A 26,273-nucleotide genomic window follows, 5' to 3' on the forward strand; every position below is an offset into this window, starting at 1 on the left:
TAAGGAAGCGCAATGAGCGACTATCGTTTGTATTTGGTCACCGATGATCAACAAGATTTAGCCACACTGAAACGTGTCGTCAGTGAAGCAGTGTTAGGTGGCATTACCATGCTGCAAGTGCGCGAAAAACATGGTGATGTGCGTGCTTTTATTGAACGGGCACAAGCAGTAAAAGATATTTTAACCGGCAGCGGCGTTCCTTTAATTATCAATGACCGAGTGGATGTTGCACTGGCGATTGATGCTGATGGCGTTCATCTCGGTCAGTCGGATATGCCTGCTGACATCGCTCGTCGGTTAATTGGCCCAGATAAGATCCTTGGCTTGTCGATTGAAAACGAACAACAACTTGCACAAGCCGATACGTTACCAATTGACTACATTGGTTTAAGCGCCATTTTTGCCACCCCGACCAAAACCAATACGAAAAATCATTGGGGAATAGATGGTTTGCAAAAGGCGCTGAATACTACCTCGTTACCGATAGTCGGGATTGGTGGCATTAACCAAGGCAATATTCCTGAGTTAATGGCAACGGGCGTACATGGTTTGGCTTTAGTTTCAGCCATTTGTCATGCGCAAGATCCACAAGCTGCGGCCAAATACTTGTTAGGCTTAATGAGGTAACTGTTATTGAATAGACGTGCAGGTAATACTCTGTTACGTCTATTCACTTTGTTATACCAAGAATCCACTTATCATGATGTGAGTTAATAATACGAGACTCTTAAGGGATAAATTCTTGGAACAAACGTCTACCTTTTCGCACTTTCAGCGAGCTTTCAAACGCATCGATCAAAGCAAAAGCTTTCAATGGTTTGTCATTGCGGTGATCATCATTTCAGCCCTAACGGTTGGAGCCCATACCTATTCTTTACCTCCGACGATGGAGTCGGCACTCAACATTATGGATATCGCGATCACGGTATTCTTTTTAGTGGAATTAGTGATCCGCTACCTCGCCAGTGATGGTATCCGCGCTTTCTTTAAAAAGGGCTGGAATATTTTCGATACCATTATTGTTATCGGTAGCTTATATCCAGCGGCAGGCTCGACCATACTGATCGCGAGGCTACTACGCATCTTCCGTGTGTTGCGTTTGGTATCCATGGTTCCGGAGTTACGAGTACTGGTCAATGCATTGATAAAAGCGATTCCTCAGATGGGGTATATCGGGTTATTAATGTTTGTGATCTTCTACATTTATGCCGCAATAGGCAGCATGTTGTTCGCGCACATTAACCCAACCTTGTGGAGTGATGTGTCGATTTCAATGCTAACCCTGTTCCGAGTGGCGACGTTTGAGGATTGGACCGATGTGATGTATGAAACCATGGAAGTCTATTCACTGAGTTGGATCTACTACCTAACGTTCATCTTCCTTACCGCGTTCATTTTCTTGAATATGATGGTCGGTACGATTTTGGAAGTGATGTCAGAAGAGCATAAGCAACTACGTGAAGAGCAAAACCCGGATGCGGATACCATGGCAACTTCACAGGAAATGCAGATACTTAATGAAAAGTTGGATAAGCTACAAGCAACGCTAGCTGAAATGAATAAAAAGCAACCTTAGTTCAAGTGCTTATCTAAATAGTCGAGCAGTAAACGAACTTTAGTCGATAAATGATGGTTGTGAGGGTAGACCGCCCACACACCATCATTTTTTGTTTGGTGTTGAGGCAATAGTGAGATCAATTGACCTGACTCTAGATAACTTTCTACGTAGTAGTCGGGCAGTTGAACAATGCCAATCCCTTTGAGCGCCGCATCCAGCAATGCATAACCATTGTTGCACTTTAACGAGCCATTTACAGTTAACTTCCTATTATGAAAACGCCAATAGTCTAGGGTTCCTACTAGGCAATTATGATGCTTGAGATCGTTCAGTGATTCCGGTTTACCATATTGGCGTAAATATTTGGGCGAGGCGCAGAGATATTGCTGTCTTGGACGTAATTTTTTCGCCATCATACTCGAATCATCCAACGCACCTAAGCGGATCGCTAAATCGACTTTTTCTTCGGTAAGATCGACTAACTGATTGGTTAGCCAAAGCTCGATATTCAAGTCTGGATATAACAAACAGAAGTCATTAATTAACGGCGCAATATGACTTTCACCGTAGGCGATTGGTACCGAAACTTTAAGCTGACCTTGCAGGCTATGATTGAGGTTGGTGACGGACAGTTCAGCTTCTTTCAATTGCTCTAAAATAGCCTGACATTGTGCAAAGTAATTCTGACCAATGTCGGTAAGCTTAACTTGACGAGTCGTGCGATAAAACAATTTTACCGATAGGCGTTTTTCTAACTGATTCACCTGACGGCTGATTTGCGCTGTCGATACCGATAGGTGTTTGGCGGCCAAAGTAAAGCTGCCGGTTTCAGCGACTGCCACAAATTCCGATATTCCTTGCCACTGCATATTTATCACTTATATGTACTAATTGATGTTATATACTATTAATTATTACACATAAGTAAAAGTGTTTTGCAGATTAGACTCTTATCATTTTAAGTAAGCGGACTATACTGAAAGCATAAAGAATCAATCATTAAGTTATTTATTAATAATGCGATGTATCCCGTAATACAGAGGAATAGAAATGACAGCACAAGTAATTAAGTCACGCGCAGCCGTAGCGTGGAAAGCTGGTGAGCCTTTAAAAATGGAAACCGTTGATGTAATGCCTCCACAAGCAGGTGAAGTGCGCGTGAAAATCATTGCCACTGGTGTTTGTCATACCGATGCATTTACCTTATCGGGTGATGATCCAGAAGGCGTATTTCCAGCCATTTTAGGCCATGAAGGTGGCGGTATTGTTGAGTCTGTGGGGGAAGGGGTTACCTCTGTTCAAGTGGGCGATCATGTTATCCCGTTATACACCGCAGAATGTGGTGAATGTAAATTCTGTACTTCGGGCAAAACCAACTTGTGTTCTTCAGTTCGTGAAACGCAAGGTAAAGGGTTAATGCCTGATGGCACGACCCGTTTTTCTATTAATGGTGAGCCGATTTATCACTACATGGGCACTTCTACTTTCTCTGAATACACGGTTCTACCGGAAGTGTCGTTAGCGAAAATTAATCCACAAGCCGATTTAAAAGAAGTCTGCCTACTCGGTTGTGGCGTGACGACTGGCATGGGCGCCGTCACCAATACCGCAAAAGTTCAGCCGGGTGATACGGTAGCTATCTTTGGCCTTGGTGGCATTGGTCTATCAGCCATCATTGGATCGACCATGGCAAAAGCGGGCCGAATCATTGCCATTGATATCAATGAATCAAAATTCGATTTAGCTAAAAAACTTGGTGCAACCGACGTGGTGAATCCAAAAGATTTCGATAAGCCCATTCAAGAAGTGATCGTTGAAATGACCGATGGTGGTGTTGACTACTCATTTGAATGTGTCGGCAATGTACACCTAATGCGTTCTGCGCTTGAGTGTTGTCACAAAGGTTGGGGGGAGTCGATCATCATTGGTGTAGCCGGTGCCGGACAAGAGATCTCAACTCGTCCTTTCCAACTCGTTACAGGGCGAGTATGGAAAGGTTCAGCATTTGGCGGCGTAAAAGGTCGTTCACAGCTACCCGATTACGTAGAACGTTATATGAAAGGTGAGTTTAAGTTGAATGACTTTATTACTCATACTATGGGCCTGGAAGATATTAACGATGCTTTTGATTTGATGCATGAAGGCAAGAGCATTCGTAGTGTTATTCATTTCTAAAGTTCGTAGCTAGGAAACTCGTTGCTCGTGCCTCGAGGTGAAATACGAAAGATCGAGTTTCTATAATAAGAGTTTTCCTAGTGGTTAGTTCAATGAGTTTGAAGGTTAGATCGTAGTTAGGAAACTCGTTGCTCGTATCTCGAAGTGAAATACGAAAAATCGAGTTTCTATTATTAAGAGCTTTTCTAGTGGTTAGTTCAATGAGCTTGACGATTGAATCGTAGCTAGGACACTCTTTATCGAGACACGAGACACGAGACACGAGACACGAGACACGAGACACGAGACACGAGACACGAGACACGAGACACGAGACACGTAAAAATAACAGATGGATATTTATGAAACAGTTGAATTCAAATCAGTGTTTTGGTGGCCAACAACAGCAATTTGAGCATGAATCGCAAGTGCTTAATTGCAAGATGCGCTTTTCGATTTTTTTGCCGCCGCAAGCGTTAGAATCGAATAAAGTACCGGTGGTGTATTGGCTATCAGGCTTGACTTGTACCGATGAAAATTTTGTCCAAAAAGCCGGTGCGCAGCGTATGGCGGCAGAGTTAGGTATTGCGATTGTCGCGCCAGATACTAGCCCTCGTGGTGAGGATGTGGCGGATGATGAAGCGTATGATCTTGGTAAAGGGGCAGGGTTTTATCTCAATGCCACTCAAGAGCCTTGGGTTAAGCATTATCAAATGTATGACTACATTGCTTATGAACTCCCTGCTTTAATTGAAGCGCATTTTCCCATCACGGATAAGCGTGCAATCTCAGGGCACTCGATGGGGGGCCATGGTGCGTTAACGATTGGTTTGCGTAATGCGCCAAGGTTTAAGTCGATTTCAGCATTCAGTCCAATTGTTAGCCCATTGCATTGTCCGTGGGGGCACAAAGCTCTCACTGCTTATTTAGGAGATGACCAAGCATTGTGGGTCAAATATGATGCAGTAGAATTGATGAAAAAAATCAAAGGCAATGAAGCCTACCTACCGCCAATTAAAGTTGACCAAGGTTTAGCGGATAATTTCTTGGAAGAGCAATTAAAACCGCAACTTTTGGAAAATGCGGCGAACGATGTGAACTACCCATTTGAGATTAACCTTCGTGATGGTTACGATCATAGTTACTTTTTTATCGCTAGTTTTATTGATGAGCACTTGAAGTTCCATGCTCAGTATTTGAAGTAAATTTTGAGTAATAAAAAGGGCAGAATCAATCATCTGCCCTTGTTTGTATCTAAATGATTATTGCTTAGATTAACTTGCTGCTTTTTCTACTTCCACTGGTGGCGTAGAGTCACTTTGAGCTTCTTGCTCTTGTTTTTCTTTGATTAGATCATTGAAAGCAATTCGAGCTTCTTGCGCTTCTTGTGAGGCGGCAAGTTTCACTTCTTTCGCAGCCATAGCCTCAGTCGTGAGGGTATCTAATTGTTTTTGTAAATCTGCTGGCACATCACCAAGTTCAAGACCGTTATCACCATAAGTGAGAGCTTCTTCTCGAATTTGTTTTTTCAACTTCCAAATTGCTTTCAGTGCTTGACGTTCATCATCGGCAGCTTCAATCGCTGTCGATTTCAGCTCTTCAAATTTCGCCAGAGCGACACCTTCCGTTGACCAAGGATCGACATCTGGTAAGTCTTCAATGTTGATTACTGGATCTTCGTAACCTTCTTGGTTGGCCAGATCGAAGTTGGCCGCTTTAACGGTCGACATCATTAACATTGCTGAAATGGCAATCAATGGAATACCGGCCACAATTGAAGCGGTTTGTAGTGTTGTTAGGCCACCCATGAACATTAATACTGATGGCATGAATGATAGGGTAAATGCCCAGAATAAACGGTTCCAACGCATCGGCTCTTCAGTTACATCATTTTGTACAACAGAAGCCAAAATGTAAGAAATCGAGTCAAAAGTTGTTGCAGTAAAGATGATACATAGACCGGTAAAGACTACGATAATCAAAGTGCTCATTGGTAATTGATCTAATATTGCAAAGATAGCAGCAGTAGTACCTTGAGCATTTAGGACACTGATAACATCTAATTGACCTGATAACTGAAGTGATAAACCAAAGTTACCGAGAACCATGAAAAATAAGAAACAGCCTAAAGAGCCAAAAAATACTGAACCTGCAACCATTTGTTTAATGGTGCGGCCGCGAGAAATACGAGCAATAAATAGGCCCATGCTTGGTGCAAATACTAGCCACCACGCCCAGTAGAAAATAGTCCAATCTTGTGGGAAGTGGGTATTTTCAAATGAACCGTAACCACCAAAAGGTTCAGCCCAAGAGGCCATAATAAAGAAGTTTGATAGCATTCTTCCTAAAGAATCTAAACCCGTTTCAAGTAAGAATGTGGTTGGTCCAACCGCGAAGATGAAAATTAATAATGCTAAAGCTCCCCAGAAGTTTATGTTACTGAGTAATTGGATCCCTTTCGACATTCCGGCATAAGCTGAATAAGCAAAGATCATAGTACAAACTAATAAAACCATGAGTTGTACACCGGTGGTTTTCGGTGTGCCAAATAAGTGGTGCAGACCTTCGGTGATCAATGGTGAGGCTAAGCCTAGTGTCGTCGCACCACCGCCAAGTAAACCAAAGATAAACATAACGTCGATGGTTTTACCCAAACCACCTTGAGCGCGCTTTTCACCAATGATAGGCATCAGCGCAGCTGAAACCTTTAAAACGGGTTGTTTACGAACATAGAAGAAGTAGGCAATTGGAATTGCAGGTACAAGATAAATAGACCAAGCAATTGGACCCCAGTGGAAAATGCCATAAGTTGCTGCCCAACGGACCGCTTCTTCACTTCCTGGCGCTAATTGAAATGGTGGATTTTGATAATAAAACGCCCACTCGATAGTCCCCCAATATAAAATACTGGCACCGATACCACCACAAAATAGCATGGCAGCCCAAGATGCCGTTTTGAATTCAGGTTTTTCGTCAGGATCACCGAGTTTGATTTGGCCAATGTCTGAAAAAATGATGTAAATCATAAAGAAGAAAGAGGCAAGCCCAAGAATGAGATAAAGTGCCCCAACTTTATCGGTCATAAATGTTTTGGCTAGTGCGACCCAATTCTCTCCTTTTTCAGGGAAAATCATTAAAGGGATGATGGCACATAAAAGAACGATAATCGCACCAAAGAAGGTGGGGTTATCTATAAGTGAAAAAGAATTTTTTTGCGTGTTCATTAACTAACTCCTAAGCAAAATACAGCAATCCATTAACACATAAAACCATACTATATCTGTGTGTTTATATGAAAAATAAGCTTCTTTATATAGAAAACTAAGATCAAAGTCGAATAAATTGAATGTAGATAACATCTTTAATTTTAAAGTATTTATGTCAATGTAAGTTGGGTTTTTGTTATTGATGCAATGAATGGTTTTTATTCTTTGGGTGGTTTTATTTGTTAGCAGTACCAATTGTTAATTTTTATCTAGAATAAAACCGTGCGATTGCCTTCTATTGTTTCAGTGGTTACTTTTGCTCTCTTTTTTTGTTTTTACATTTGAAGTGGATTTTTATTGATAAACTTTGTTGCTAAAATTCATGAATTTTGACTTTATTGTCGCTAACTTTTGAAAATTTTAGTTATTTCTAACTTTTTCTTTTCTCAGTTTTCTTCCTTAAATTGTTCTCTACCTGTTTTTTGATCGGATAAAATTGGCTCGACCATCATACGAATTGTTGCTTTGTGAAAAGTTAGTTTTCATTTTTGCATGGTGAGTTGTTGTGTTTATGTAAGCATAATAGCCTAAATGTAACTGGATATTTTTAAATGTAATGTTTTAATTTTATTTGGTGAGATTTGTTGTTTTTGAAGTGTGTGTATTTTGTACATTATCAATGTGATAACGATATACATTTGAAACAATAGATTTAAAAAAAGCAGTAAATGTTAGCTAAAAGTCGCGAAATGTGATGATTAGTTAATAAAACTGCGTTGTTTACCACTTGGTTGTTTCGTTTATATCCACAATGTGACAGCAACCCTTAAACATCGAGAATTAGAATGGAAGCCTCAAGATATAGAAGTATCTTGGTGAGAGGAGGGATGTTTATTGCAGCTCTACTCTTGTCAGGATGCAAATCTGCTTTGCTTGATCCTAAAGGGGTCATAGGCATTCAAGAAAAAGAACTGATCATCACAGCGCTATTGCTGATGTTGATTGTGGTTATTCCCGTGCTCTTAATGACAGTATTTTTTTCATATAAGTATCGTGCGAGTAATACTGGTGAAAAATACGACCCAGAATGGGCACATTCAACCAAGATTGAAGTAGTGGTGTGGACCGTTCCAATTATTATTATTGCCATTTTAGGTACGATCACTTGGCGCACTACTCACGAGTTAGAGCAGTCTAAACCGTTAGTGAGTGATATTGATCATATGACGATTGAAGTCGTTTCTTTGGATTGGAAATGGTTGTTTATTTACCCCGACCAACATATTGCGACGGTCAATTATGTCGCTTTCCCTAAAGATATTCCGGTTAAGTTTAAAGTCACTTCAGACAATATCATGAACTCTTTCTTTATTCCTCGTCTTGGCAGTCAGATCTATGCTATGCCAGGCATGATGACTAGCGTCCACTTAATGGCTAATGAAGCGAATGACTACAAAGGTATTTCGGCTAGCTACAGTGGTGCTGGTTTCTCTGGGATGAAATTTACCGCTCATGTTACTGATACTACCGAGCAATTTAATGACTGGGTAAACAGCGTTAAAGCGGATAAGAATGCTTTAGTGATGAATGACTTTGATGGCTATCGTCAGCTTGCTAAACCAAGTGAAAATGTGCCAGTGACTTATTACTCCAGTGTTCCTGAGCATTTGTTTGCTGATGTGGTGAAGCAATACAAAGGTTCTCTGAATTCATCTGATGAAGAGATGAGTAAAGGACATCATATGGACATGGCACAAAATTAAAGGGTAGAAAATACTATGTTTGGAAGTATATTTGGAAGACTTTCCCTCGACAGCGTGCCATACCATGAACCTATTATTGTGGTGACATTGGCCGTTATCGCGTTGGTCGGGCTTGCGTTAGTTTCAGCCATTACTTATTACGGTAAATGGCAGTATTTATGGTCAGAATGGTTCACTTCTATTGACCATAAGAAAATTGGTTTTATGTATATCGCGGTGGCATTAATTATGTTGATTCGAGGTTTCTCGGATGCAGTAATGATGCGTAGTCAGCAGTTACTTTCTTCAGCAGGAGATGCTGGCTACTTACCACCAGAACATTATGACCAAATTTTTAGTGCTCATGGCGTAATCATGATTTTCTTCGTGGCGATGCCGATGATCATTGGTTTAATGAACATCGTAGTACCACTGCAAATTGGTGCGCGTGATGTAGCATTCCCGTATTTGAATAACTTGAGTTTCTGGTTGTTCGTTGTAGGGGTGATCTTAACTAACGTTTCTTTAGGGGTAGGTGAGTTTGCTCGTACGGGTTGGTTAGCATATCCACCTTTATCTGGCATTAAAGCGAGCCCTGGAACCGGGGTTGATTACTGGATTTGGGCGTTGCAAATATCCGGTGTCGGTACCACGTTATCTGGGGTGAACTTCTTCACTACCATTATGCGTATGCGTACGCCATCGATGCCAATGATGAAGATGCCGGTGTTCACTTGGGCTTCATTGTGCGCCAATATCTTAATTATTATCTCGTTCCCAATTTTGACAGTAACCATTGCGTTATTGACACTTGATCGTTACATCGGTACCCATTTCTTTACTAATGATATGGGCGGCAACATGATGATGTACGTCAACCTTATCTGGGCATGGGGACATCCGGAAGTTTATATCTTAGTACTGCCGATATTCGGTGTGTATTCAGAGGTAGTAGCGACCTTCTCTCGCAAGAAATTGTTTGGCTATACTTCATTAGTTTGGGCAACAGTTGTGATCACTATCTTAGCCTTTGTGGTTTGGTTGCATCACTTCTTTACTATGGGATCGGGTGCCAATGTAAATGCCTTCTTTGGTATTGCTACCATGATTATCTCCATTCCAACCGGGGTTAAGATCTTCAACTGGCTATTTACTATGTATCGTGGCCGTGTTGAGTTTACTTCTCCAATGCTTTGGACCATTGGCTTCCTAATAACCTTTACCGTTGGTGGTATGACAGGGGTATTGATGGCCGTTCCGGGTGCAGACTTTGTATTGCACAATAGTTTATTCCTGATTGCTCACTTCCATAATGTGATTATCGGTGGTGTGGTATTTGGTTGTTTTGCTGGTGTAACCTATTGGTTCCCGAAAGCGACAGGTTTTACCTTGAATGAAGCTTGGGGCAAGCGAGCATTTTGGTGTTGGATTATTGGCTTCTTATTTGCCTTTATTCCGCTGTATGCACTTGGTTTTATGGGCATGACTCGTCGTTTGAGCCAACATATTGATCCTGAATACTTCCCACTATTAGCAACCGCAGCATTCGGTACTTTCATTATTTTCTGTGGTGTTTTATGTCAAGCTATTCAATTTATTGTCAGTGTACGCGATCGTGAACAAAACCGCGATCTAACGGGTGACCCGTGGAATGCTCGTACTCTTGAGTGGTCAACATCATCACCACCGCCATTTTATAATTTTGCAAAAATCCCGAAAGGCGATGAAATTGATGCCTTCTGGTATCAAAAACAACGCGGTGAAGCTGGCGTAGAAGCGACATTGTCAGAGAAGGAAGAGTACTCTCCAATTCATATGCCGAAAAATACCGCAACGGGTATGGTTATCTCTGGTTTTGCTTTGATCTTTGGTTTCGCCATGATCTGGTACATGTGGTGGTTAGCTGCGGTTGGTTTCGTTGGCATTATCGTGACGTCGATTGTTCATAGCTTTAACGAAGATCGTGATTACTACGTATCGGTTGAAGAAATTAAAGCAATTGAGCAAGCTAATAAAGAGCAGCTTCGCAAAGCAAAAGCTCAGCAAAGTACATCAGCGGATGATGAAGATATGGGGGTTGATTATGCACGCTAATACTGCGGTTGAGCATGGTCATCATGATGATCACGATCATCATGATGCAAATGAAATGAAGCAATATGGCTTTTGGATTTACCTGATGAGTGACTGTATTTTATTTGGCTCGTTATTTGCCACTTATGCGGTATTGGTCAATGCCACTGCGGGTGGTCCAACAGGTAAAGATATTTTTGAACTGCCATTTGTATTTGTTGAAACCATGTTACTGCTTTTAAGTAGTATCACTTTTGGTTTTGGCATTATTGCAATGAAGCGTGAAGATGTAGCTGGTTTAAAGCGTTGGTTATTCATTACCGCTTTACTTGGACTTGGTTTTATCGCGATGGAAGTATATGAGTTCCATCATTTGATTGCAGAAGATTTTGGACCACAACGTAGTGCGTTTTTATCAGCATTTTTTACTTTAGTAGGGACGCATGGATTGCACGTGACTTTTGGCTTAATTTGGTTAGTGACTTGTTACTTCCAATTAAGCACTAAAGGTTTGAATGATTTAATGAAAGGCCGTTTTTACTGCTTAAGTTTATTCTGGCACTTCTTAGATATCGTTTGGATTTGTGTATTCACTATCGTGTACTTATTGGGGGTGATCTAATGTCTCATTCAGCTGTATCAAAAGAGCAGCCAAATTCAGGTGCTAAAGGTTACATCATTGGCTTTATTGCTTCGCTTATCTTGACTATTATTCCATTTTACTTTGCCTACACTGGAGTACTGTCTCGAGAAGTAACCATTGAGATTTTGATCATTACCGCAGTGTTACAATTACTGGTTCATTTAGTGTACTTCTTACATATGGATAGTTCAGAGAAAGGTCGATTTAATGCGCTTTCTTTTGCGTTTACTGCCGTGATTGTTTTCATCGTCATTGCTGGTTCGATTTGGATTATGTGGAACTTGAACAACAATATGATGATGTAGGTCTGCGGATGCTGAAAGAATACTTATCAATAACCAAACCAGGCATTATTGTTGGTAATTTAATTTCTGTTTTAGCTGGTTACTTTCTAGCGGCTAAATCAGAGCCAGCCACATTGAGTTTATTGTTATTCACTATGCTAGGCGTAGCTTTAGTCATTGCCTCTGGCTGCGTGATTAATAACATTTTTGATCGCGATATCGATTTTAAAATGTCACGAACTCAAAATCGCACCATGGTCAAAGGTGAAATTAAGGTTGATCATGCCTTTCTTTATGCTTTGGTGATGTTACTGGCTGGCACTGGATTACTTTATAAAATGGCTAATCCATTGTCGGCAGTGATGGTGTTATTAGGTTATGTGTTTTATGTGTTCTTTTACACCATGTGGTACAAACGCACCTCGGTATACGGCACTTTAGTGGGCAGTGTATCGGGGGCGATTCCACCACTGGTCGGTTACCTTGCGGTGACCAATTACATTAGCTTTGAAGCAGTATTGTTATTTAGTTTGTTCTGTTTATGGCAAATGCCGCATTCGTATGCAATTGCGATGTTCAGAATGCAAGACTACCAAGAAGCAGGTATTCCTGTATTGCCTGTGGTAAAAGGAATTCAGCGTGCTCGTCAACATATGATGGCATATGTGGTCGCATTTTCGTTGGTTGCACTTGGTTTGTATGTTTTTGGACACACAGGTTATGAATATTTAGCGGTGGCGGCATTAGCTTGCTTCGTGTGGTCAAAAGTCACCTTTAGAAGCATGGATCAATCGAATTACATTCAATGGTCTAAATCAGTATTCAAAACCTCGTTATTAGTTGTGATGGCATTTAGTACTGTATTAGGTTTGGAGTTAATCCCAATTTCAGTTTTGTAGTTTATTTTTCTAAAAATGCCAATTTTTTAAAGTGATGTTTCTAGTAAATTTATATTTCAAAAATGATGGTTTTATTTTTCATTAATGTATACATAATGTAACAAAAGATGTTGTGTTGTAGATGTTCTGTTTCTTTGTTGCCTTACATCTACCTCACGATAAATGTTTGCACTGCATGTAGCGTCGCTGAAATGAACTGAGGCATTAGGCTTTAGAATGTTTCAATTGGAATAGCGATGTATCTCCCGTGTAAACCTAGTTAAACTCCAAGTTAGCTAGTAAAAATGAAAAACACCAAGCCTCCCCTGCTTGGTGTTTTTTTATGTATGATTTCTCCTTTAAATGCACAAATAACACTCGCCTAAAAATCAAACACGCATTACACTCAGCGGCCGTTCTGACCTCTTTAGTTTTCTCTAGATTCCTCTTTTAGAGAAGAGAGGCAGCGTGTGTTTTTTTAAGGATAAAAATGAACGTTGTTTTGACTGAAGATGTGATTCATATATCTCAAGTTAATGAGTCACTATTTGATGCGATTGCCAAAAATATTGCTCACCAAGGTTACAGTATTCACTCTAATGCACTTCCTGCTGATTTAGTAAATCAACTGCATCAACATGTACATAGCATGCCAGATGATAACTTTAAGCGGGCAGGGATTGGACGTGAAGATAATATGATGCTCAACCAATTTATACGCAAAGATGAAGTGTGTTGGATTAATGGTGAAAGTTTAGCTGGAAAGGCATGGCTTGCTTGGGCTGATGAGTTACAACGCTATTTAAATCGACATCTATTTTTAGGCTTATTTTCATTTGAAAGCCATTTTGCACATTACTCACCTGGCGATTTTTATAAAACTCATAAAGATGCCTTTAAAGGTGAATCTAATCGTATCCTCAGTCTCGTAGTGTACTTAAATCAGAGTTGGACCAAAGAAGATCAAGGTGAGTTGGTTATCTATCAAGATGATACACGAGAGGAGTTGGTTAGAGTGACGCCGAACTTTGGTACGATTGTTCTTTTTCTTAGTGAAGATTTCCCTCATGAAGTCTTACCTGCAACTCGTGATCGATATTCAATCGCCGGTTGGTTTCGAGTGAATGGTTCTGGCGTTAATAAGGTCGATCCTCCTCGTTAATTCAAAGCTGTTGGTTTTTTAAATCTTAAGTGATTTATTTTTATAAAGAAATATTCCCATGACACCATTATTTTCTAATATGATTAGAAGATGAATTATAGAAGGGGGGCTAGAGTTGAAAATTACATGGATTGAAGAGTGGCTTCCTGGCTTATCTCAATTAAAAAACTATGACAAAGCTTGGCTTGGTGATGATCTTCGAGCTGCGCTTTCTGTGGTGGCAGTTGCCTTACCTGTTGCTATTGCTTATGCCGAATTAACTGGAGTCAGTGCGATTGTCGGGTTGTACTCTTGTGTGTTGCCTATGTTGGCATATGCTTTTATGGGGACTTCACGCCAACTCATTGTTGGTCCAGATACGGCAACTTGTGCGGTAATTGCGGCGGTTGTAACACCACTTGCTGCTGGCGATGCGGTAAGACATTGGCAACTCGTTATTACCATGACTGCCATGACTGGCGTGTGGTGTTTAATTGCCAGTAAGTTTAAGTTGGGTGTGTTTGCTGATTTTCTCTCTGGCCCAATTTTATTAGGCTTATTAAATGGTGTCTCAATTACTATTATAGTTGGTCAATTTTTTAAAGTTTTTGGTATTACTTATAACCAACCATACCTCATTGAGCAGATATGGGAGGCTCCTTCGCAATTAGTGAATATCCATTGGCAAACACTGTTGGTCAGTGCTGTGACGGTTGGGGTCTATATTTGTTGTAAGAAGTTACGCCCGGCTTGGCCTGCGGCAATGCTTGCTATTATTATCGCGAGTCTTTTTGTTTGGATAGGTGATCTTCAATCGGTTGGGGTGAGTATCGTTGGGATAGTCGAGGGTGGTCTACCTGTTTTTCAAGCACCAGAGTTTGATATTGGTTTAAGTCGTGAACTTGTGATGCCAGCGCTCAATTTAGCTATGGTGAGTTTTGTCAGTATGATGATTACTGCGCGCAGTTTTGCCGCCAAGAATGGTTATGATATTGATGCTGATAAAGAGTTTCGCGCACTTGGTATGATTAATATTGCCTCAGCATTTTCTCAAGGTTTTGTGGTGAGTGGCACTAGTTCAAGGACTGCCGTCAATGATGCTAATGGCGGTAAAACTCAGTTGGTCTCGATAATTTCTGCGATTATTATTGCCATTGTGGCGGTAGTGGCTTATCAGCCGTTGCAATTTATTCCAGTGGCAGCACTTGGTGTCATTTTGATTGTCGCTTCTATTTCTTTGATTGATTTAAAAGGGATTTGGGGGTTGCGCAAACGTGATAAAGACGCCTTTTATCTATCCTGTATTACTTTTATTGCTGTGTTGGTGGTTGGTGTTATTCCTGGCATCACCTTGGCAGTATTGCTCGGTTTGTTCCAGTTCTTGCGTATTGTGATGCGCCCAACTGATCAAGTGCTGGGTATCGATACCAAAGGCACAGTAAGAAGTTTAGGTAAATCAGGTAAAGCTAAAGCAATTCCTGGCTTAGTGATTTATCGTTTTAATTCACCTCTTACCTACTTTAATGCCGCACACTTTAAGCGTCGTTTATTACATAAGGTGGCGGAGGCTGGATCGAATGATGTCAAATACGTGATTATTGATGCGGTGGCCAGTTTCACGCATTTGGATCTTACTGTTATGTCGGTGATTAATGATATTCAAGCGATCTTAAAAAAGCGTGGTATTCGATTGGTACTGGCTGGTCATAAGAGACGCTTAAAGCGATGGTGTGATTTAGCCGGAGTTAAAGTCGGTGAAGATGGTATTCGGATCCGCGCCGATATGTACCTAGCTATTAAGATGAGCGGTTGTTATCAAGAAGCAGTGAATGAAGGGCAGGTTCCTGAAGTGAAGAAGGAGAAACTATCTGAAGAGCGAGAAAAACTTCAACCTGAAGTGTAGTTTTGTGCTTAAGTTATCTAGATATATATTCAATAAAAAACGAGCTCATGATGAGCTCGTTTTGGTATCAAACTATGGTTGTTTGAGGCTATGATTTCTTAAAGACTATGACTCTTAAAGATTAGGGTTATTCGAGATTAACCATCTTGGCGAATCAGGTAATCAAATGCGCTTAAGCTCGCTTTTGCGCCGTCACCCATTGCAATAATGATTTGCTTATAAGGTACGGTTGTTGCGTCACCTGCTGCAAACACACCCGGCATGCTAGTCTCACCGCGATCATTTACCATGATCTCACCACGCTCTGATAGTTTCACTTCGCTGTCTTTTAACCATTCAGTATTCGGTACTAGGCCAATTTGAACAAAAATACCCGCTAGTTCGATTTCTTTAATTTCATCGGTGTTGCGGTCTTTGTATTTTAGACTTGTAACACGTTTACCATCACCAATGACTTCTGTGGTTTCCGCCATGGTAATAATGTCGATGTTAGGCAGTGAGTTCGCTTTGTTAATGAGTACTTGGTCTGCGCGTAGACCATCAGCAAACTCCAGTACAGTTACATGCTCAACAATACCTGCCAGATCAATCGCGGCTTCAATACCTGAGTTTCCGCCACCGATAACCGCAGTTCTCTTGCCTTTAAACAATGGGCCATCACAGTGTGGGCAGTAAGCGACACCTTTGTTACGGTATTCCTGCTCACCCGGAACATTCATTTCACGCCAGCGAGCCCCAGGGCTAAGGATGATACTTTTACTCTTTAATGTCGCACCGCTTTCAAGAGCAACATGAATCAGGCCATCTTCATTATGTGACGCGCCCATGATTTTATCGGCTTGTTGTTCGGTTACGACATCAACATCGTATTCTTTTAGATGCTCAGCCAGATCAGTCGCTAATTTCGGCCCTTCAGTACGTTTTACCGAGATGAAGTTTTCAATCGCCATGGTATCCATAACTTGTCCACCAAAACGTTTAGCCACAACACCAGTGCGAATACCTTTACGTGCGGCGTATAGAGCAGCGGCACTACCACCAGGGCCACCACCAACTACCAATACATCGTATGGAGATTTTTCGTTTAAGCTTGCAGCGGCTTTTTCTGCTGCTCCATCGTCAAGTTTGCCAAGGATTTCATTTAGCGTCATACGGCCTTGGCCAAATAATTCACCATTCACAAATACACTTGGTACCGCCATGATATCTCGATTCTTCACTTCATCTTGGAAGAGCGCGCCATCAATCATGGTAGTACGGATATCAGGGTTGATGGCTGACATCATATTGAACGCTTGTACGACATCTGGGCAGTTTTGACATGACAGAGAAATAAATATTTCTACATCAAGCTTTTTACCTAGTTGACCAATTTGCTCTATCGTTTCGCTTTCTAACTTGATTGGGTGGCCGCCAGAGTGCAATAGAGCTAATACTAATGACGTAAACTCATGGCCCATTGGTAGACCAGCAAAACGTAACTGTGTACCTTTTTCTGGGTTAACCACAGACATGACAGGCTTACGGTCGCTAGCTGCGTCATCGCGTACCACGGTAATGAATGAGCTTAATTCAGCTATTTCATTGGCAAGGGCAAGAATATCCTGCGCGGCTTTGCTTTCATCTAGGCTAACCACTAATTGGATATCATGTTTTACATTGGCTAAATATTGTTCTAATTGTTGTTTAATCGCTTGTTCAAGCATGTTATGACACCTTACTTTTAAAAATGAGAGTTCTTTTAAAATGAGAGTGGTTACCCTGGATAAATTAAATTTCGAAAATAAAAACAGGGGTGAGAGCTAGCCAACGGTATAGGTCGTCAGAAGTAATACCATCAACTAGCTCTCAAATTAGCCGTCAATAATGGGGAGTTATTAACGGCTTATTAGGACTAGTGGCTAATTAAATTTTGCCTACTAGGTCAAGTGAAGGTGCTAGTGTTTCTTCGCCTTCTTTCCATTTTGCAGGGCATACTTCACCTGGGTGCGCTGCAACGTATTGTGCTGCTTTCACTTTACGAAGTAGGTCTTCTGCATCACGACCAATACCTTCAGCTGTGATTTCCATTGCTTGGATCGTACCTTCTGGGTCGATTAAGAATGTTGCACGGTCTGCAAGACCTTGACCTTCACGCATAACACCGAAGTTGTTAGTGATGTTGCCTGTTTGGTCACCTAGCATGTAGTACTGAATTTTACCGATAGTGTCAGAGCTATCGTGCCACGCTTTGTGAGTGAAATGAGTGTCAGTTGATACTGAGTAAACTTCTACACCACGTTTTTGTAGCTCTTCGTAATGATCAGCAAGGTCGCCTAATTCTGTTGGACATACAAACGTGAAGTCTGCTGGGTAGAAGAAAAATACTGCCCACTTACCTAGTACGTCTTTTTCTGAAACCTCAACAAATTCACCGTTTTTGAATGCTGTTGCGTTGAATGGTTTGATTTGTGTATTGATCATAATTTCTTTCCTTTATGTACAATCTAATAATTATTTAAATTTAATTAATCAGTGTGTTGCTTTCGGTTAGTATATTCACATTGTTTGATTGCTTTGAAAAATAGATTGTTCTTATTGTATTGATAGGTTAATCCTATTGAGTTTTTAAAAAAAACGAAGATTGTTTAATAACAGCAACAATATCTAATTAACGATAAATGAGATAAGCTAGACGTATACTTTCCTTTTCTATAAGTAGTCCCACCTCAGTAATGAAAATACCTAAACAAATGCAATCTTTGGTTGAAGATGGCGTCGTTGATGACGTAGTGAGCCAACTTATGAGTGGCAAAGAAGCGTCAGTCTATATCGTCCGTTGTGGTGACGAAATTCGTTGCGCTAAAGTGTATAAAGAAGTCAATCAACGTAGCTTTAAGCAAGCGGTACAATATCGAGAAGGGCGTAAAGTAAAAAACAGCCGCCGTGCTCGCGCCATGGAAAAAGGCTCAAAATTTGGCCGTGGTGAACAAGAAGCGGTTTGGCAAAGTGCCGAAGTCGATGCGCTCTATGCCTTGAAATCCGCCGGAGTGCGAGTGCCAGAACCTTACGGGGTAGTGGATGGCGTATTATTAATGGAGCTCATTACCGACGAAGAAGGCTTTGTTGCGCCGCGTTTGAATGATGTTTCTATGTCCGCTGAACAAGCGTTAGAAGATCATGATGAAATGATCGAGTACATCAAACGTATGTTATGCGCAGGGATTATTCATGGAGATTTATCAGAATTTAATGTGCTGGTGGATGAATATGGGCCAGTGATCATCGATTTACCCCAGGCTGTCAATGCCTCCGCCAATAATAACGCGGAATGGATGTTTGCCCGTGATGTAAACAACATGCGCAGCTACTACAGCCAATATGTACCAGAGTTAGAGCAGACCGAATACGCCAAAGAAATGTGGCAGTTATATCAAGCTGGCGAGTTATTTCCCGAGACTAAATTGACAGGGATGTTTGTCGAATCCGACAAATTAGCTGATGTAGAATCCATCTTAGATGAAATAGATGCTGCAAGGTTGGAAGCAGAAACTCGAGAATTAAGAAAGAGTGAATCAGAGCAATAATAAAAGAAAAGCGGGCGGTGGTTCAAATCCCGCCAGCATCTGAACTTGATTCTATTTTCTAAATTCCAAAAATCAAAAAGGCCGCTAAGCTTTAAACTTAGCGGCCTTTCCAATCGATTGGTGGAGCTGGCGGGAGTTGAAATGGTTTCTCACTTCTCATGAATTCAGTAACTTATATCGATGTTGCCAATTTGGTGTTGCATTGGATGTTACATCAATTTCCTGCTTCAAAAGGAACTGAACCCGCGTCCATGTATTACTAAATCATTTAAAAATGCTAACTTTTTATAGCAATTTAATCTAAAGCAATAGCGCTGATATTGAGTATTTTACCCAGCCTCACCATCTATTAGTAGCGATTTTAACACATCGGGAGAAGACGGTAGCATTCCGACTTTTAAGCCAAATGGTTTGAATACCTTGTTGAGAATCTCTGTATTGTAGCTGCCCCGATCATTCTCTATATCTGAGAGTGTTTTTCTTGAGACATCGACAAGTCTTGCGAACACATCCTGTTTGAGTCCCAGTATATTAATGCGTAAACTTTTCAACGCTTGGCCTTGTGTTAGCTCTCCAAGCAATAAGTGTTTGATGATTTTGTTTGCCTCGGTTTTGCGTTCTGCTGCACTTACTGCTTTGGCGTTTTTTGAGGTTTTCGATCTAGTCGGAGTATTAAGTTGCGATCGTTCTTTGGTTGAATGAGTTGTGTTCGTCCCAGTCTTGGGCTGATGTTGATTTCGGTTTGCTCTTAGACGAGCAACGGTATCTTGTACGGACTCTTTATTGCTTGGCTTATTCATAGTAGCCCCCATTTAGTGAGCTTTTCTGATATATGATTAAGTCCAACGGCTGGCATCTCTAAGATTTGTTCTGGTACTCCTCGTAATGCTAGTCTCTGCTTTAAATCAATGCATTTACTTGCAGTAACCTTTAGCTCTTGTAATAACACTTCTTTTGGCACGAGATCAGATAAGGTGTCCGCTATTCCTACGAAGTCGTAAGTTCCGCCAACCTCTAGTGGGGCTTTCCATTTTGTTGTTCTTGGAATGCCTTCAGGATCAGCTTTCATTGGTGCGAAGTCGTAAACGGGAGCAAGCTTTATGACTCCATCACCTTTTAAGAATGAAGTGTTTCTGCCATGGTTATCACTATTACCAAACAAGATGTTGAGTAGATCTCTCTTCACCCATTCAATGACGAAAGCTTGGGTATCAAACCTATACCCTTGGTGTTTAACCATATTGCTTTCAGTAATTTTTTCTATGAGAGTTCGGATTGTTGTTTCGTGATCAAGAGTGACCCCAGCGCCTTTGTTCAAAATGGAATACACAGATTCCATGCCAAATCTCTCTATTTGTTGCTCAATAATTTGAACATCAAATCGAGGAAGCCACAAGGAAGGGGAGTTTAATCCTTCCTCCAAGCGCATACCGTCGGTGGAGATCGTTTCAACTCCCATTTCAGTTAGCTCGTGGTAGAAGTAGAACTCAGCTCTTAGAATATTACAGTCGATGGTGCTTCTTGAGCCTCTAGGGTACTTTACTAAGTAATGTAAGTCGTGGTTGCTATTGTCATCTTGGTATGGGTCAATCCATATTTTTTCGCTGCCAGATCCATGATCGAAACCACATCGGAGGATCAGTTTTGGCGCTTCACCTCCAGCCCCTGTTGCACCACCTGCGGCTGCCCCTCTTTGCTGTGCATAGTCGAGGAAATCACCTGCTCGATTTTTAACATCATCAACAGAGAAGTAGAGGTTGTCTGCTACTTCGTAGCGCTCAGGAAGAGAGTCTTTTATTCTTAAGTTACCAATAGGCGACATTGTGCCAAACTTGAGCAAAACATAGTCTTGTTCATCAGAACTAAGGTCTTCAATATCTAGGTGTTTGACCCAGTATCGTCTACTCGCGCCACTAGGCATAATATCGTCTAGAAACTTTAACCATCCAGGTTTACCCATGTCATCAAAAAAGAATGAGACAGGGTGGTTTAGTGAAACAGCGTGAAAGTCATCTTTATCGTGATGTTCTAGCGCATAGTCGCTGAGGTAGTTGAGTTCAGTCACTCGGAAATTATGTTGGTTACTTTTAGGGAATGAGATGATACCAATATCTATCCATTCACCTCTGATAAAAGCTTGTACGGTTAGTTCTTCCATCGACAACACCTCTACTTACCAATGAGTAAAATTTTACTCGTAAAGTCATTTTTTTTCAAGTTATGAGTAAAACTTTACTCATAAATGTGTGGCAGGGCTCTTTATGAGTAAATGATTACGCATGGATTGGAATCCAGTAATAAAATGGGTGTAAGTATTTATGTTTAGCATAGTCAGACATAGAAAAAATACTGAATAAGTGCTCTTCTGTAAAAGGAAACACCGTCTTTACCTGAGTGGACTTTTTCATAGGTAGTTTGTAAAAAACATTGTCAGATACATAACCATGAGATTTAGCCCAAGCCATGAAGGTAGACATTTTTTGGATATGACCTTTGGCGGTTTCTAGTGAAATGTATTTTTTCTTTTGAGGAAGTGATTCATTTTTTGCAATTAAGTCAAAACCTTGTAAACCTTCTAGCTCAGGATACTTCTGTGGATTCTTCGGTCTATAACAGTATGCTTTGGCAATTTGTTCGGCACCACTACGGTCGAGTTCGTTGAGATCCAAAAAGTCCATAAAATTCAGAATCATTCGGATAATGTCATGATCCTGACAAATATTTTTTTTCTTTGATTTTCCGAGCTTTAGTCGGTATTCAGTATATTCATTGAGAATGTCAAAGCATGTTTTTGGCTCTACGGTTTTTTGACTTTTGGGTACAGGGCGTTCAAGCAGCAGAGGGTTAGAGCCTGTATCTGTCATGTTGTTATAGTGATGAACTGCTTCATTTGTAATAATGCAGGCAGTTGCATTTGAAGATGCCATATATAATCCTGTTTATTGTTTAATTTTGTGGCCTTCAATTAATGTAAAGAGGAAAGTATGTGTTCGTAAAACATTATCTTTCTGTTTTTAAGTTATTGTTTTTATTTATGAAAATCCAAATCAAGGTGATATCCTTTGTTTGTTAACATTGGTTTTTTATATTAAGTATATGTTTTTAAAGGTATTAATTTTTGTTTTCTGGGCGTGAATTCACGCCCGTTTTTTTGTGAACTATATCACTTTCTTGTGGAGTAAATATCTTGACCTGATAATGTGAGCATTTTTTGTGGGGTTAGGGTCTATTAAGTTAATAACTTCCCTAAGTTGATGGGTCTCTAGCCCTTTACCATATCGATCGTAAGTGATGTTGTTTTGAGCGTGACCGAGTAATTCACCAGCCACGATATGTGAAATCTGGTGCTTCTTGAATTGAGTGGCAACAGTATGTCTGAATGAGTGAAAATCATGCCCTCTACCAAACCCTAGTTTGCTTTTTAAGCGTCCAAACCACTTTGATGCAGGGGAGCCAAACCCATCCCTAGACTTTTTTAGTTCAGGAAAGACTCGCTCATGCTGCACTGATTGCACAAACTCAATGAAACCATGAGCAATTAATTGATCGTGGATTGGGACTATGCGGCGGCTGGTCTGATTTTTTAGTTTCTGTCCCTCAAACCTGTCATCGATTTGAATGACCTAGATGCCCTCAAATTGACAAATGTCGGCTCTATAAAGCTGGCAAAGCTCGTTTAGTCTTGCCCCAGTGAAATATCCCAACAATGGGAGCCAAAAGTAATAAGGGGGTCTGTGCTGGTGTTTGGTGCTAGCGATAGCACCAAAAATTTTCTCTAGCTCAATTGGGGTGTAAGCGTTTTTAGCTTCACTATCTCGACGAGTTTTTTTGAACCTGATGGCTTTGAATGGATTGATATCTGTGAGTTCATTTAATTGGCACCATTTAAAGAACCCAGACATTTTCTGGCAGTAGTCCTTGACTGACTCATCGCTTAAAGTCGGCAGTCCTAACTCGTTGTTTCGCTTAATCGCATCATGCCCTGATAGCCCATTAAATTGTTTGTGTTTTTTTAGGTTCGTTGGGTAGTTACGTAGGAGTGATGACACCGCTTCAGCATCAGAACGTCGAATTGCTCTCAAATGAGGCTTGCCAATAAGATCAAGAACAATCCTACATTTGGCTTCTAACATCGCTGCCGCTTTCGATGAGATGTGCTCGGCTTTGTACTTACAAAAGCGTTCTAGCGCGTCATATCACGAGGCTTCTTTTGTTGAGGGGGTCTTTACTTGTGAAATGGTAGAGGTGGAAGGGTGTTTCTCAAGTGATGTTGCTGCCAAGATAGTCTTGCGAATCTGAATTTCAAGCTCAAGAGCCATAACAGTTGCTTCGGCTTTATCTGAGGTTTTAAGGGAGCGTTTTATTTCTCGGCGATCACCAAATAGGTGACGATGATGAGGGGGACTTGGTAGCGAAATTGCCAAGTTCCTGACTTTGAGATGTGTAGGTAGCGCATGTTTTAGTACCAAACGTTAGTACAAACAGCCTAAACCCAAGTATTAAAGATACAAAAAGGGCGACAAATCAATGACTTGTCGCCCTTTCCAAACGTTTGGTGGAGCTGGCGGGATTTGAACCCGCGTCCGAAAATCATCCATCATTGGTACTACATGCTTAGTCGATCTTTAATTTCACCACCGACCTGCGAACCGACACGCTAGTTGATGACTATCCTGAATTAATTTTAATGCTTTGTCTCTCAGGCGGGAGACGCCACACGAGTTTGTTTGGGTTTGACTCTCTGTTATTCCCCGTCTTACAAACGGAAGCTAGGGCAGAAAGGCTCTCAGCAGGTTATTAAGCTGCTAGTGCGTAGTTTTCGTCGTTTGCGACTATTTTTTTGCGGCTTTTTACGTGGCCAACCGCCCCACGACATGCACCTCAGACTTACAAATTCCCGTCGAATCCTGAATCAGCCCCAAGGTTGTTTGATTGATTTTGAACTACTCATCAAAATGTCAAACTGCGCTTTCACGCTTTGTATCTTTACCAAATATTATGATAAACGATACTTTAAACGCATAGTAACATAAAACCTTTAAGAGTCTAGTGACTTGCGTTTAAGTGGTTAACATTAACTCACTTGATATTTGTTGCTTAAAAACGGAATGTTAGCGTAAGCTGCTCTTCATAATTCGAGCTTTATCACGCTGCCAATCTTGGTTCTTTTTATCATCACGTTTGTCGTGAAGTTTCTTACCTTTCGCGACCCCGATTTTCATCTTAACCCAAGACTTTGACCAGTAGAGTGATAGGGCAATCAAGGTCATGCCTTCGCGGTTTACGCGGCCAAATAGGTTATCGAGTTCACGACGGTTAAGTAATAGCTTACGAACACGAGTTGGGTTAGCCACAATGTGCGTAGAAGCTTGTTGAAGTGGTATGATTGACGCGCCACTTAGGAATGCTTCACCGTCGCGAAGAAAGACATAACTTTCTGCGATATTGGCTTTACCTTGACGTAAAGATTTGACTTCCCAACCTTGCAGCTCAAGACCAACTTCTATTTCATCATCGACGAAATATTCGTGTCGAGCTTGCTTGTTAAGAGCGATAGTATTACTACCGGCTTTTGATTTTGATTTTTTCTTTGCCATAATGGCCTCATTATACGGATTGCTTTTATTTTGGCGAATCCTTTTGTTCTAATTCTTGGTAATATTTTGTTTATTTTCGAGAATTTGCTTCATGGCTCAAATTAGGAAGAAGTATGCCTCAGGTTAATCGTTCAGCATTAGTCTCGTTTAGTGCTCAGCAAATGTATGATTTGGTCAATGATGTTGAAAAGTACCCTGAATTTTTACCAGGATGTTCAGGCTCTAAGCTGATTGACTCTACCGATACCGCTTTGGTTGCCTCGGTTGATGTCTCAAAAGCTGGGATTAAAAAAACCTTTACCACTGCGAATACAATGGATCCAGGCCGTCGGATTAATTTGGAGTTAGTGGATGGCCCTTTCAAGTCCTTAACTGGATTTTGGATGTTTACTCCATTAGATGACTTTGCTTGTAAAGTAGAGCTTTGTTTAGAGTTTGAGTTCAGTAATAAGCTCGTGGAGATGGCGTTTGGTAAAGTATTCAATGAACTCACTAACAATATGGTGAACTCTTTTACTCAACGCGCAAAGCAAATGTACAACAATTGATTGGCAAGTAGCCATACAGGTGACAAACAATGACAGAGCAAACTAGTGCTAATTCCCTGATCCATGTTGAGGTGGTGTATGCACTGCCGCATGAGCAAAAAGTGTTTGAACTTGCGGTATCAGAAGATTTAACCGTTCAAGAGATCATTGAACAGTCTGGTGTTTTGGCTAATTACCCTGAGATAGATTTAGCAAAGAATAAAGTTGGTGTATTTAGTCGAAATGTAAAACTAGATTCGACAGTGCGCGATAAAGATCGTATTGAGATTTACCGACCGTTATTGGCAGATCCAAAAGAAATTCGCCGCAAGAGAGCAGAGCAAGCAAAATTGGAACAAGCTAAGCAGAAAGCTTAATTGATTAAATTTAAGCGATGGCTATTGGGTTTTTAGAGGGGTAAAAAATGGCCTATCAAGTGAGACTTAATATCTACTTGATAGGCCATTTTGCGTTTATGATATATACCCAAGTCACTTGGTATACTTGTTATTAATTTAACGGAGTATTGAAGTCTGGGCTTAAGTCAAAATCACCCGATGCCTCAGTTAATCTTTGGGTTTGAGGATCAAACCTGACAATAAAGTTTTTCTGAACAGAGTCGTCATGGCCGTGAGTGAAATGGTAAATGTAATACCAAGTATCAGGGTAACCATTTTCAACTAACATTGGAGAGCCTAGAACAAATTGAACTTGTTCTTTGGTCATGCCAATGCGAAGTTTGTCGACATCTGGTTGCTCTATGTAGTTACCTTGAGCAATATCAATGCGATAAACCAAGCGCTCAAGCACGCTACAGCCAGATAAGATCGTTAAAGCGAAAGGGATAATGAGTATCCACTTTTTAAAATGCATAGTGGTTTCTTCGAGTTAAAGGCAAAAATCTTGCTCGATAATAAACAAGCCAAGCGAAGAAGTAAAAGCCCGTAGTGTTAAACATGCAAATTAAGACAGAAAACTTAGAGTTTAGTTGCAAAGTTTAA

Annotated in this window: 26 protein-coding genes and 1 other RNA gene; 14 read left to right on the top strand and 13 right to left on the bottom strand. The window is 40.8% G+C overall.

What is annotated here, in order from left to right:
• The first annotated feature begins 12 nt into the window (after positions 1 to 12).
• A complete protein-coding gene (thiE, locus tag ACE3G9_RS11055) occupies positions 13 to 627 on the top strand; it encodes a thiamine phosphate synthase (RefSeq protein ID WP_449219137.1) in 615 nt (204 codons plus the stop codon).
• Positions 628 to 742: 115 nt separating this feature from the next.
• Positions 743 to 1,576, top strand: coding sequence for an ion transporter (locus ACE3G9_RS11060; protein WP_449219138.1), 834 nt, complete (start codon positions 743 to 745; stop codon positions 1,574 to 1,576).
• Here ACE3G9_RS11060 and ACE3G9_RS11065 read toward each other — a convergent pair.
• Positions 1,573 to 2,427 carry a LysR substrate-binding domain-containing protein gene (locus tag ACE3G9_RS11065; protein WP_449219139.1) on the bottom strand — a complete coding sequence of 285 codons (855 nt, stop codon included), beginning with the start codon at positions 2,425 to 2,427 and terminating at the stop codon, positions 1,573 to 1,575. The genes ACE3G9_RS11060 and ACE3G9_RS11065 overlap by 4 nt on opposite strands.
• 181 nt (positions 2,428 to 2,608) lie before the next feature.
• Between ACE3G9_RS11065 and ACE3G9_RS11070 the strand changes: the two genes are divergently transcribed.
• Entirely contained in the window at positions 2,609 to 3,733 is a 1,125-nt protein-coding gene (locus ACE3G9_RS11070) for an S-(hydroxymethyl)glutathione dehydrogenase/class III alcohol dehydrogenase (RefSeq protein ID WP_267135511.1), read from the top strand.
• 335 nt (positions 3,734 to 4,068) lie between these two features.
• Positions 4,069 to 4,917 (top strand): S-formylglutathione hydrolase, encoded by an 849-nt coding sequence (fghA, locus tag ACE3G9_RS11075; protein ID WP_449219170.1) that lies wholly within the window; start codon positions 4,069 to 4,071, stop codon positions 4,915 to 4,917.
• Between the two features lie 69 nt (positions 4,918 to 4,986).
• Here fghA and ACE3G9_RS11080 read toward each other — a convergent pair whose 3' ends face one another.
• Entirely contained in the window at positions 4,987 to 6,936 is a 1,950-nt protein-coding gene (locus ACE3G9_RS11080; RefSeq protein WP_449219140.1) for a BCCT family transporter, read from the bottom strand.
• 827 nt (positions 6,937 to 7,763) lie between these two features.
• Here ACE3G9_RS11080 and cyoA point away from each other — a divergent pair.
• The 7 genes from cyoA (at position 7,764) to ACE3G9_RS11115 (ending at position 15,582) form a co-directional block, all read left to right on the top strand.
• Positions 7,764 to 8,681 (top strand): ubiquinol oxidase subunit II, encoded by a 918-nt coding sequence (gene cyoA / locus ACE3G9_RS11085; RefSeq protein WP_417879384.1) that lies wholly within the window; start codon positions 7,764 to 7,766, stop codon positions 8,679 to 8,681.
• A gap of 27 nt (positions 8,682 to 8,708) precedes the next feature.
• Positions 8,709 to 10,754 carry a cytochrome o ubiquinol oxidase subunit I gene (gene cyoB, locus ACE3G9_RS11090; RefSeq protein ID WP_417879503.1) on the top strand — a complete coding sequence of 682 codons (2,046 nt, stop codon included), beginning with the start codon at positions 8,709 to 8,711 and terminating at the stop codon, positions 10,752 to 10,754.
• Positions 10,744 to 11,355 (top strand): cytochrome o ubiquinol oxidase subunit III, encoded by a 612-nt coding sequence (cyoC, locus tag ACE3G9_RS11095; protein ID WP_417879383.1) that lies wholly within the window; start codon positions 10,744 to 10,746, stop codon positions 11,353 to 11,355. The genes cyoB and cyoC overlap by 11 nt, the downstream gene beginning before the upstream one ends.
• On the top strand, positions 11,355 to 11,681 hold the full coding sequence (gene cyoD, locus ACE3G9_RS11100) for a cytochrome o ubiquinol oxidase subunit IV (protein ID WP_417879382.1): 327 nt from the start codon (positions 11,355 to 11,357) through the stop codon (positions 11,679 to 11,681). Before cyoC ends, cyoD begins: the two co-directional genes overlap by 1 nt.
• 8 nt (positions 11,682 to 11,689) lie before the next feature.
• Positions 11,690 to 12,559 carry a heme o synthase gene (gene cyoE, locus ACE3G9_RS11105; RefSeq protein ID WP_417879502.1) on the top strand — a complete coding sequence of 290 codons (870 nt, stop codon included), beginning with the start codon at positions 11,690 to 11,692 and terminating at the stop codon, positions 12,557 to 12,559.
• 469 nt (positions 12,560 to 13,028) lie between these two features.
• Positions 13,029 to 13,700, top strand: coding sequence for a 2OG-Fe(II) oxygenase (locus ACE3G9_RS11110; RefSeq protein WP_449219141.1), 672 nt, complete (start codon positions 13,029 to 13,031; stop codon positions 13,698 to 13,700).
• 115 nt (positions 13,701 to 13,815) lie between these two features.
• A complete protein-coding gene (locus ACE3G9_RS11115; RefSeq protein ID WP_449219142.1) occupies positions 13,816 to 15,582 on the top strand; it encodes a SulP family inorganic anion transporter in 1,767 nt (588 codons plus the stop codon).
• A 137-nt stretch (positions 15,583 to 15,719) separates the two neighbouring features.
• Here the strand turns inward: ACE3G9_RS11115 and ahpF are convergent, their stop codons facing one another.
• Complete coding sequence (ahpF, locus tag ACE3G9_RS11120) at positions 15,720 to 17,288, bottom strand: alkyl hydroperoxide reductase subunit F (protein ID WP_449219143.1); 1,569 nt, start codon at positions 17,286 to 17,288, stop codon at positions 15,720 to 15,722.
• Between the two features lie 199 nt (positions 17,289 to 17,487).
• Positions 17,488 to 18,045 (bottom strand): alkyl hydroperoxide reductase subunit C, encoded by a 558-nt coding sequence (ahpC, locus tag ACE3G9_RS11125; RefSeq protein ID WP_027696829.1) that lies wholly within the window; start codon positions 18,043 to 18,045, stop codon positions 17,488 to 17,490.
• A 251-nt stretch (positions 18,046 to 18,296) separates the two neighbouring features.
• Here ahpC and ACE3G9_RS11130 point away from each other — a divergent pair, with 251 nt between their 5' ends.
• Positions 18,297 to 19,148 carry a PA4780 family RIO1-like protein kinase gene (locus ACE3G9_RS11130; RefSeq protein ID WP_449219144.1) on the top strand — a complete coding sequence of 284 codons (852 nt, stop codon included), beginning with the start codon at positions 18,297 to 18,299 and terminating at the stop codon, positions 19,146 to 19,148.
• Positions 19,149 to 19,477: 329 nt separating this feature from the next.
• Here ACE3G9_RS11130 and ACE3G9_RS11135 read toward each other — a convergent pair whose 3' ends face one another.
• The 8 genes from ACE3G9_RS11135 to smpB form a co-directional block, all read right to left on the bottom strand.
• Entirely contained in the window at positions 19,478 to 19,960 is a 483-nt protein-coding gene (locus ACE3G9_RS11135; protein WP_045604471.1) for a helix-turn-helix transcriptional regulator, read from the bottom strand.
• Positions 19,945 to 21,306, bottom strand: a complete 1,362-nt coding sequence (locus tag ACE3G9_RS11140) for a type II toxin-antitoxin system HipA family toxin (RefSeq protein ID WP_449219145.1) — start codon at positions 21,304 to 21,306, stop codon at positions 19,945 to 19,947. Before ACE3G9_RS11140 ends, ACE3G9_RS11135 begins: the two co-directional genes overlap by 16 nt.
• A 115-nt stretch (positions 21,307 to 21,421) precedes the next feature.
• Positions 21,422 to 22,075: a hypothetical protein gene (locus ACE3G9_RS11145; RefSeq protein ID WP_449219146.1), complete on the bottom strand. Its 654-nt coding sequence runs from the start codon at positions 22,073 to 22,075 to the stop codon at positions 21,422 to 21,424.
• A gap of 231 nt (positions 22,076 to 22,306) precedes the next feature.
• Positions 22,307 to 22,663 carry a tyrosine-type recombinase/integrase gene (locus tag ACE3G9_RS11150; RefSeq protein ID WP_449219147.1) on the bottom strand — a complete coding sequence of 119 codons (357 nt, stop codon included), beginning with the start codon at positions 22,661 to 22,663 and terminating at the stop codon, positions 22,307 to 22,309.
• Between the two features lie 108 nt (positions 22,664 to 22,771).
• Positions 22,772 to 23,281, bottom strand: a complete 510-nt coding sequence (locus tag ACE3G9_RS11155) for a hypothetical protein (RefSeq protein WP_449219148.1) — start codon at positions 23,279 to 23,281, stop codon at positions 22,772 to 22,774.
• Positions 23,282 to 23,344: 63 nt separating this feature from the next.
• On the bottom strand, positions 23,345 to 23,617 hold the full coding sequence (locus tag ACE3G9_RS11160) for a DUF6538 domain-containing protein (RefSeq protein WP_449219149.1): 273 nt from the start codon (positions 23,615 to 23,617) through the stop codon (positions 23,345 to 23,347).
• Positions 23,618 to 23,701: 84 nt separating this feature from the next.
• Positions 23,702 to 24,068, bottom strand: a transfer-messenger RNA (tmRNA) gene (gene ssrA / locus ACE3G9_RS11165).
• Between the two features lie 191 nt (positions 24,069 to 24,259).
• A complete protein-coding gene (gene smpB, locus ACE3G9_RS11170) occupies positions 24,260 to 24,745 on the bottom strand; it encodes an SsrA-binding protein SmpB (RefSeq protein WP_027696831.1) in 486 nt (161 codons plus the stop codon).
• 113 nt (positions 24,746 to 24,858) lie between these two features.
• On the opposite strand from smpB, the gene ACE3G9_RS11175 reads away from it, so the two are divergent.
• Complete coding sequence (locus ACE3G9_RS11175; protein WP_417879373.1) at positions 24,859 to 25,293, top strand: SRPBCC family protein; 435 nt, start codon at positions 24,859 to 24,861, stop codon at positions 25,291 to 25,293.
• A 29-nt stretch (positions 25,294 to 25,322) separates the two neighbouring features.
• A complete protein-coding gene (locus ACE3G9_RS11180) occupies positions 25,323 to 25,649 on the top strand; it encodes an RnfH family protein (protein ID WP_417879372.1) in 327 nt (108 codons plus the stop codon).
• A gap of 133 nt (positions 25,650 to 25,782) precedes the next feature.
• Here the strand turns inward: ACE3G9_RS11180 and bamE are convergent, their stop codons facing one another.
• Complete coding sequence (gene bamE / locus ACE3G9_RS11185) at positions 25,783 to 26,145, bottom strand: outer membrane protein assembly factor BamE (RefSeq protein WP_449219150.1); 363 nt, start codon at positions 26,143 to 26,145, stop codon at positions 25,783 to 25,785.
• Positions 26,146 to 26,273: the final 128 nt, after the last annotated feature.

The sequence above is a fragment of the Vibrio sp. E150_018 genome, assembly GCF_053544035.1.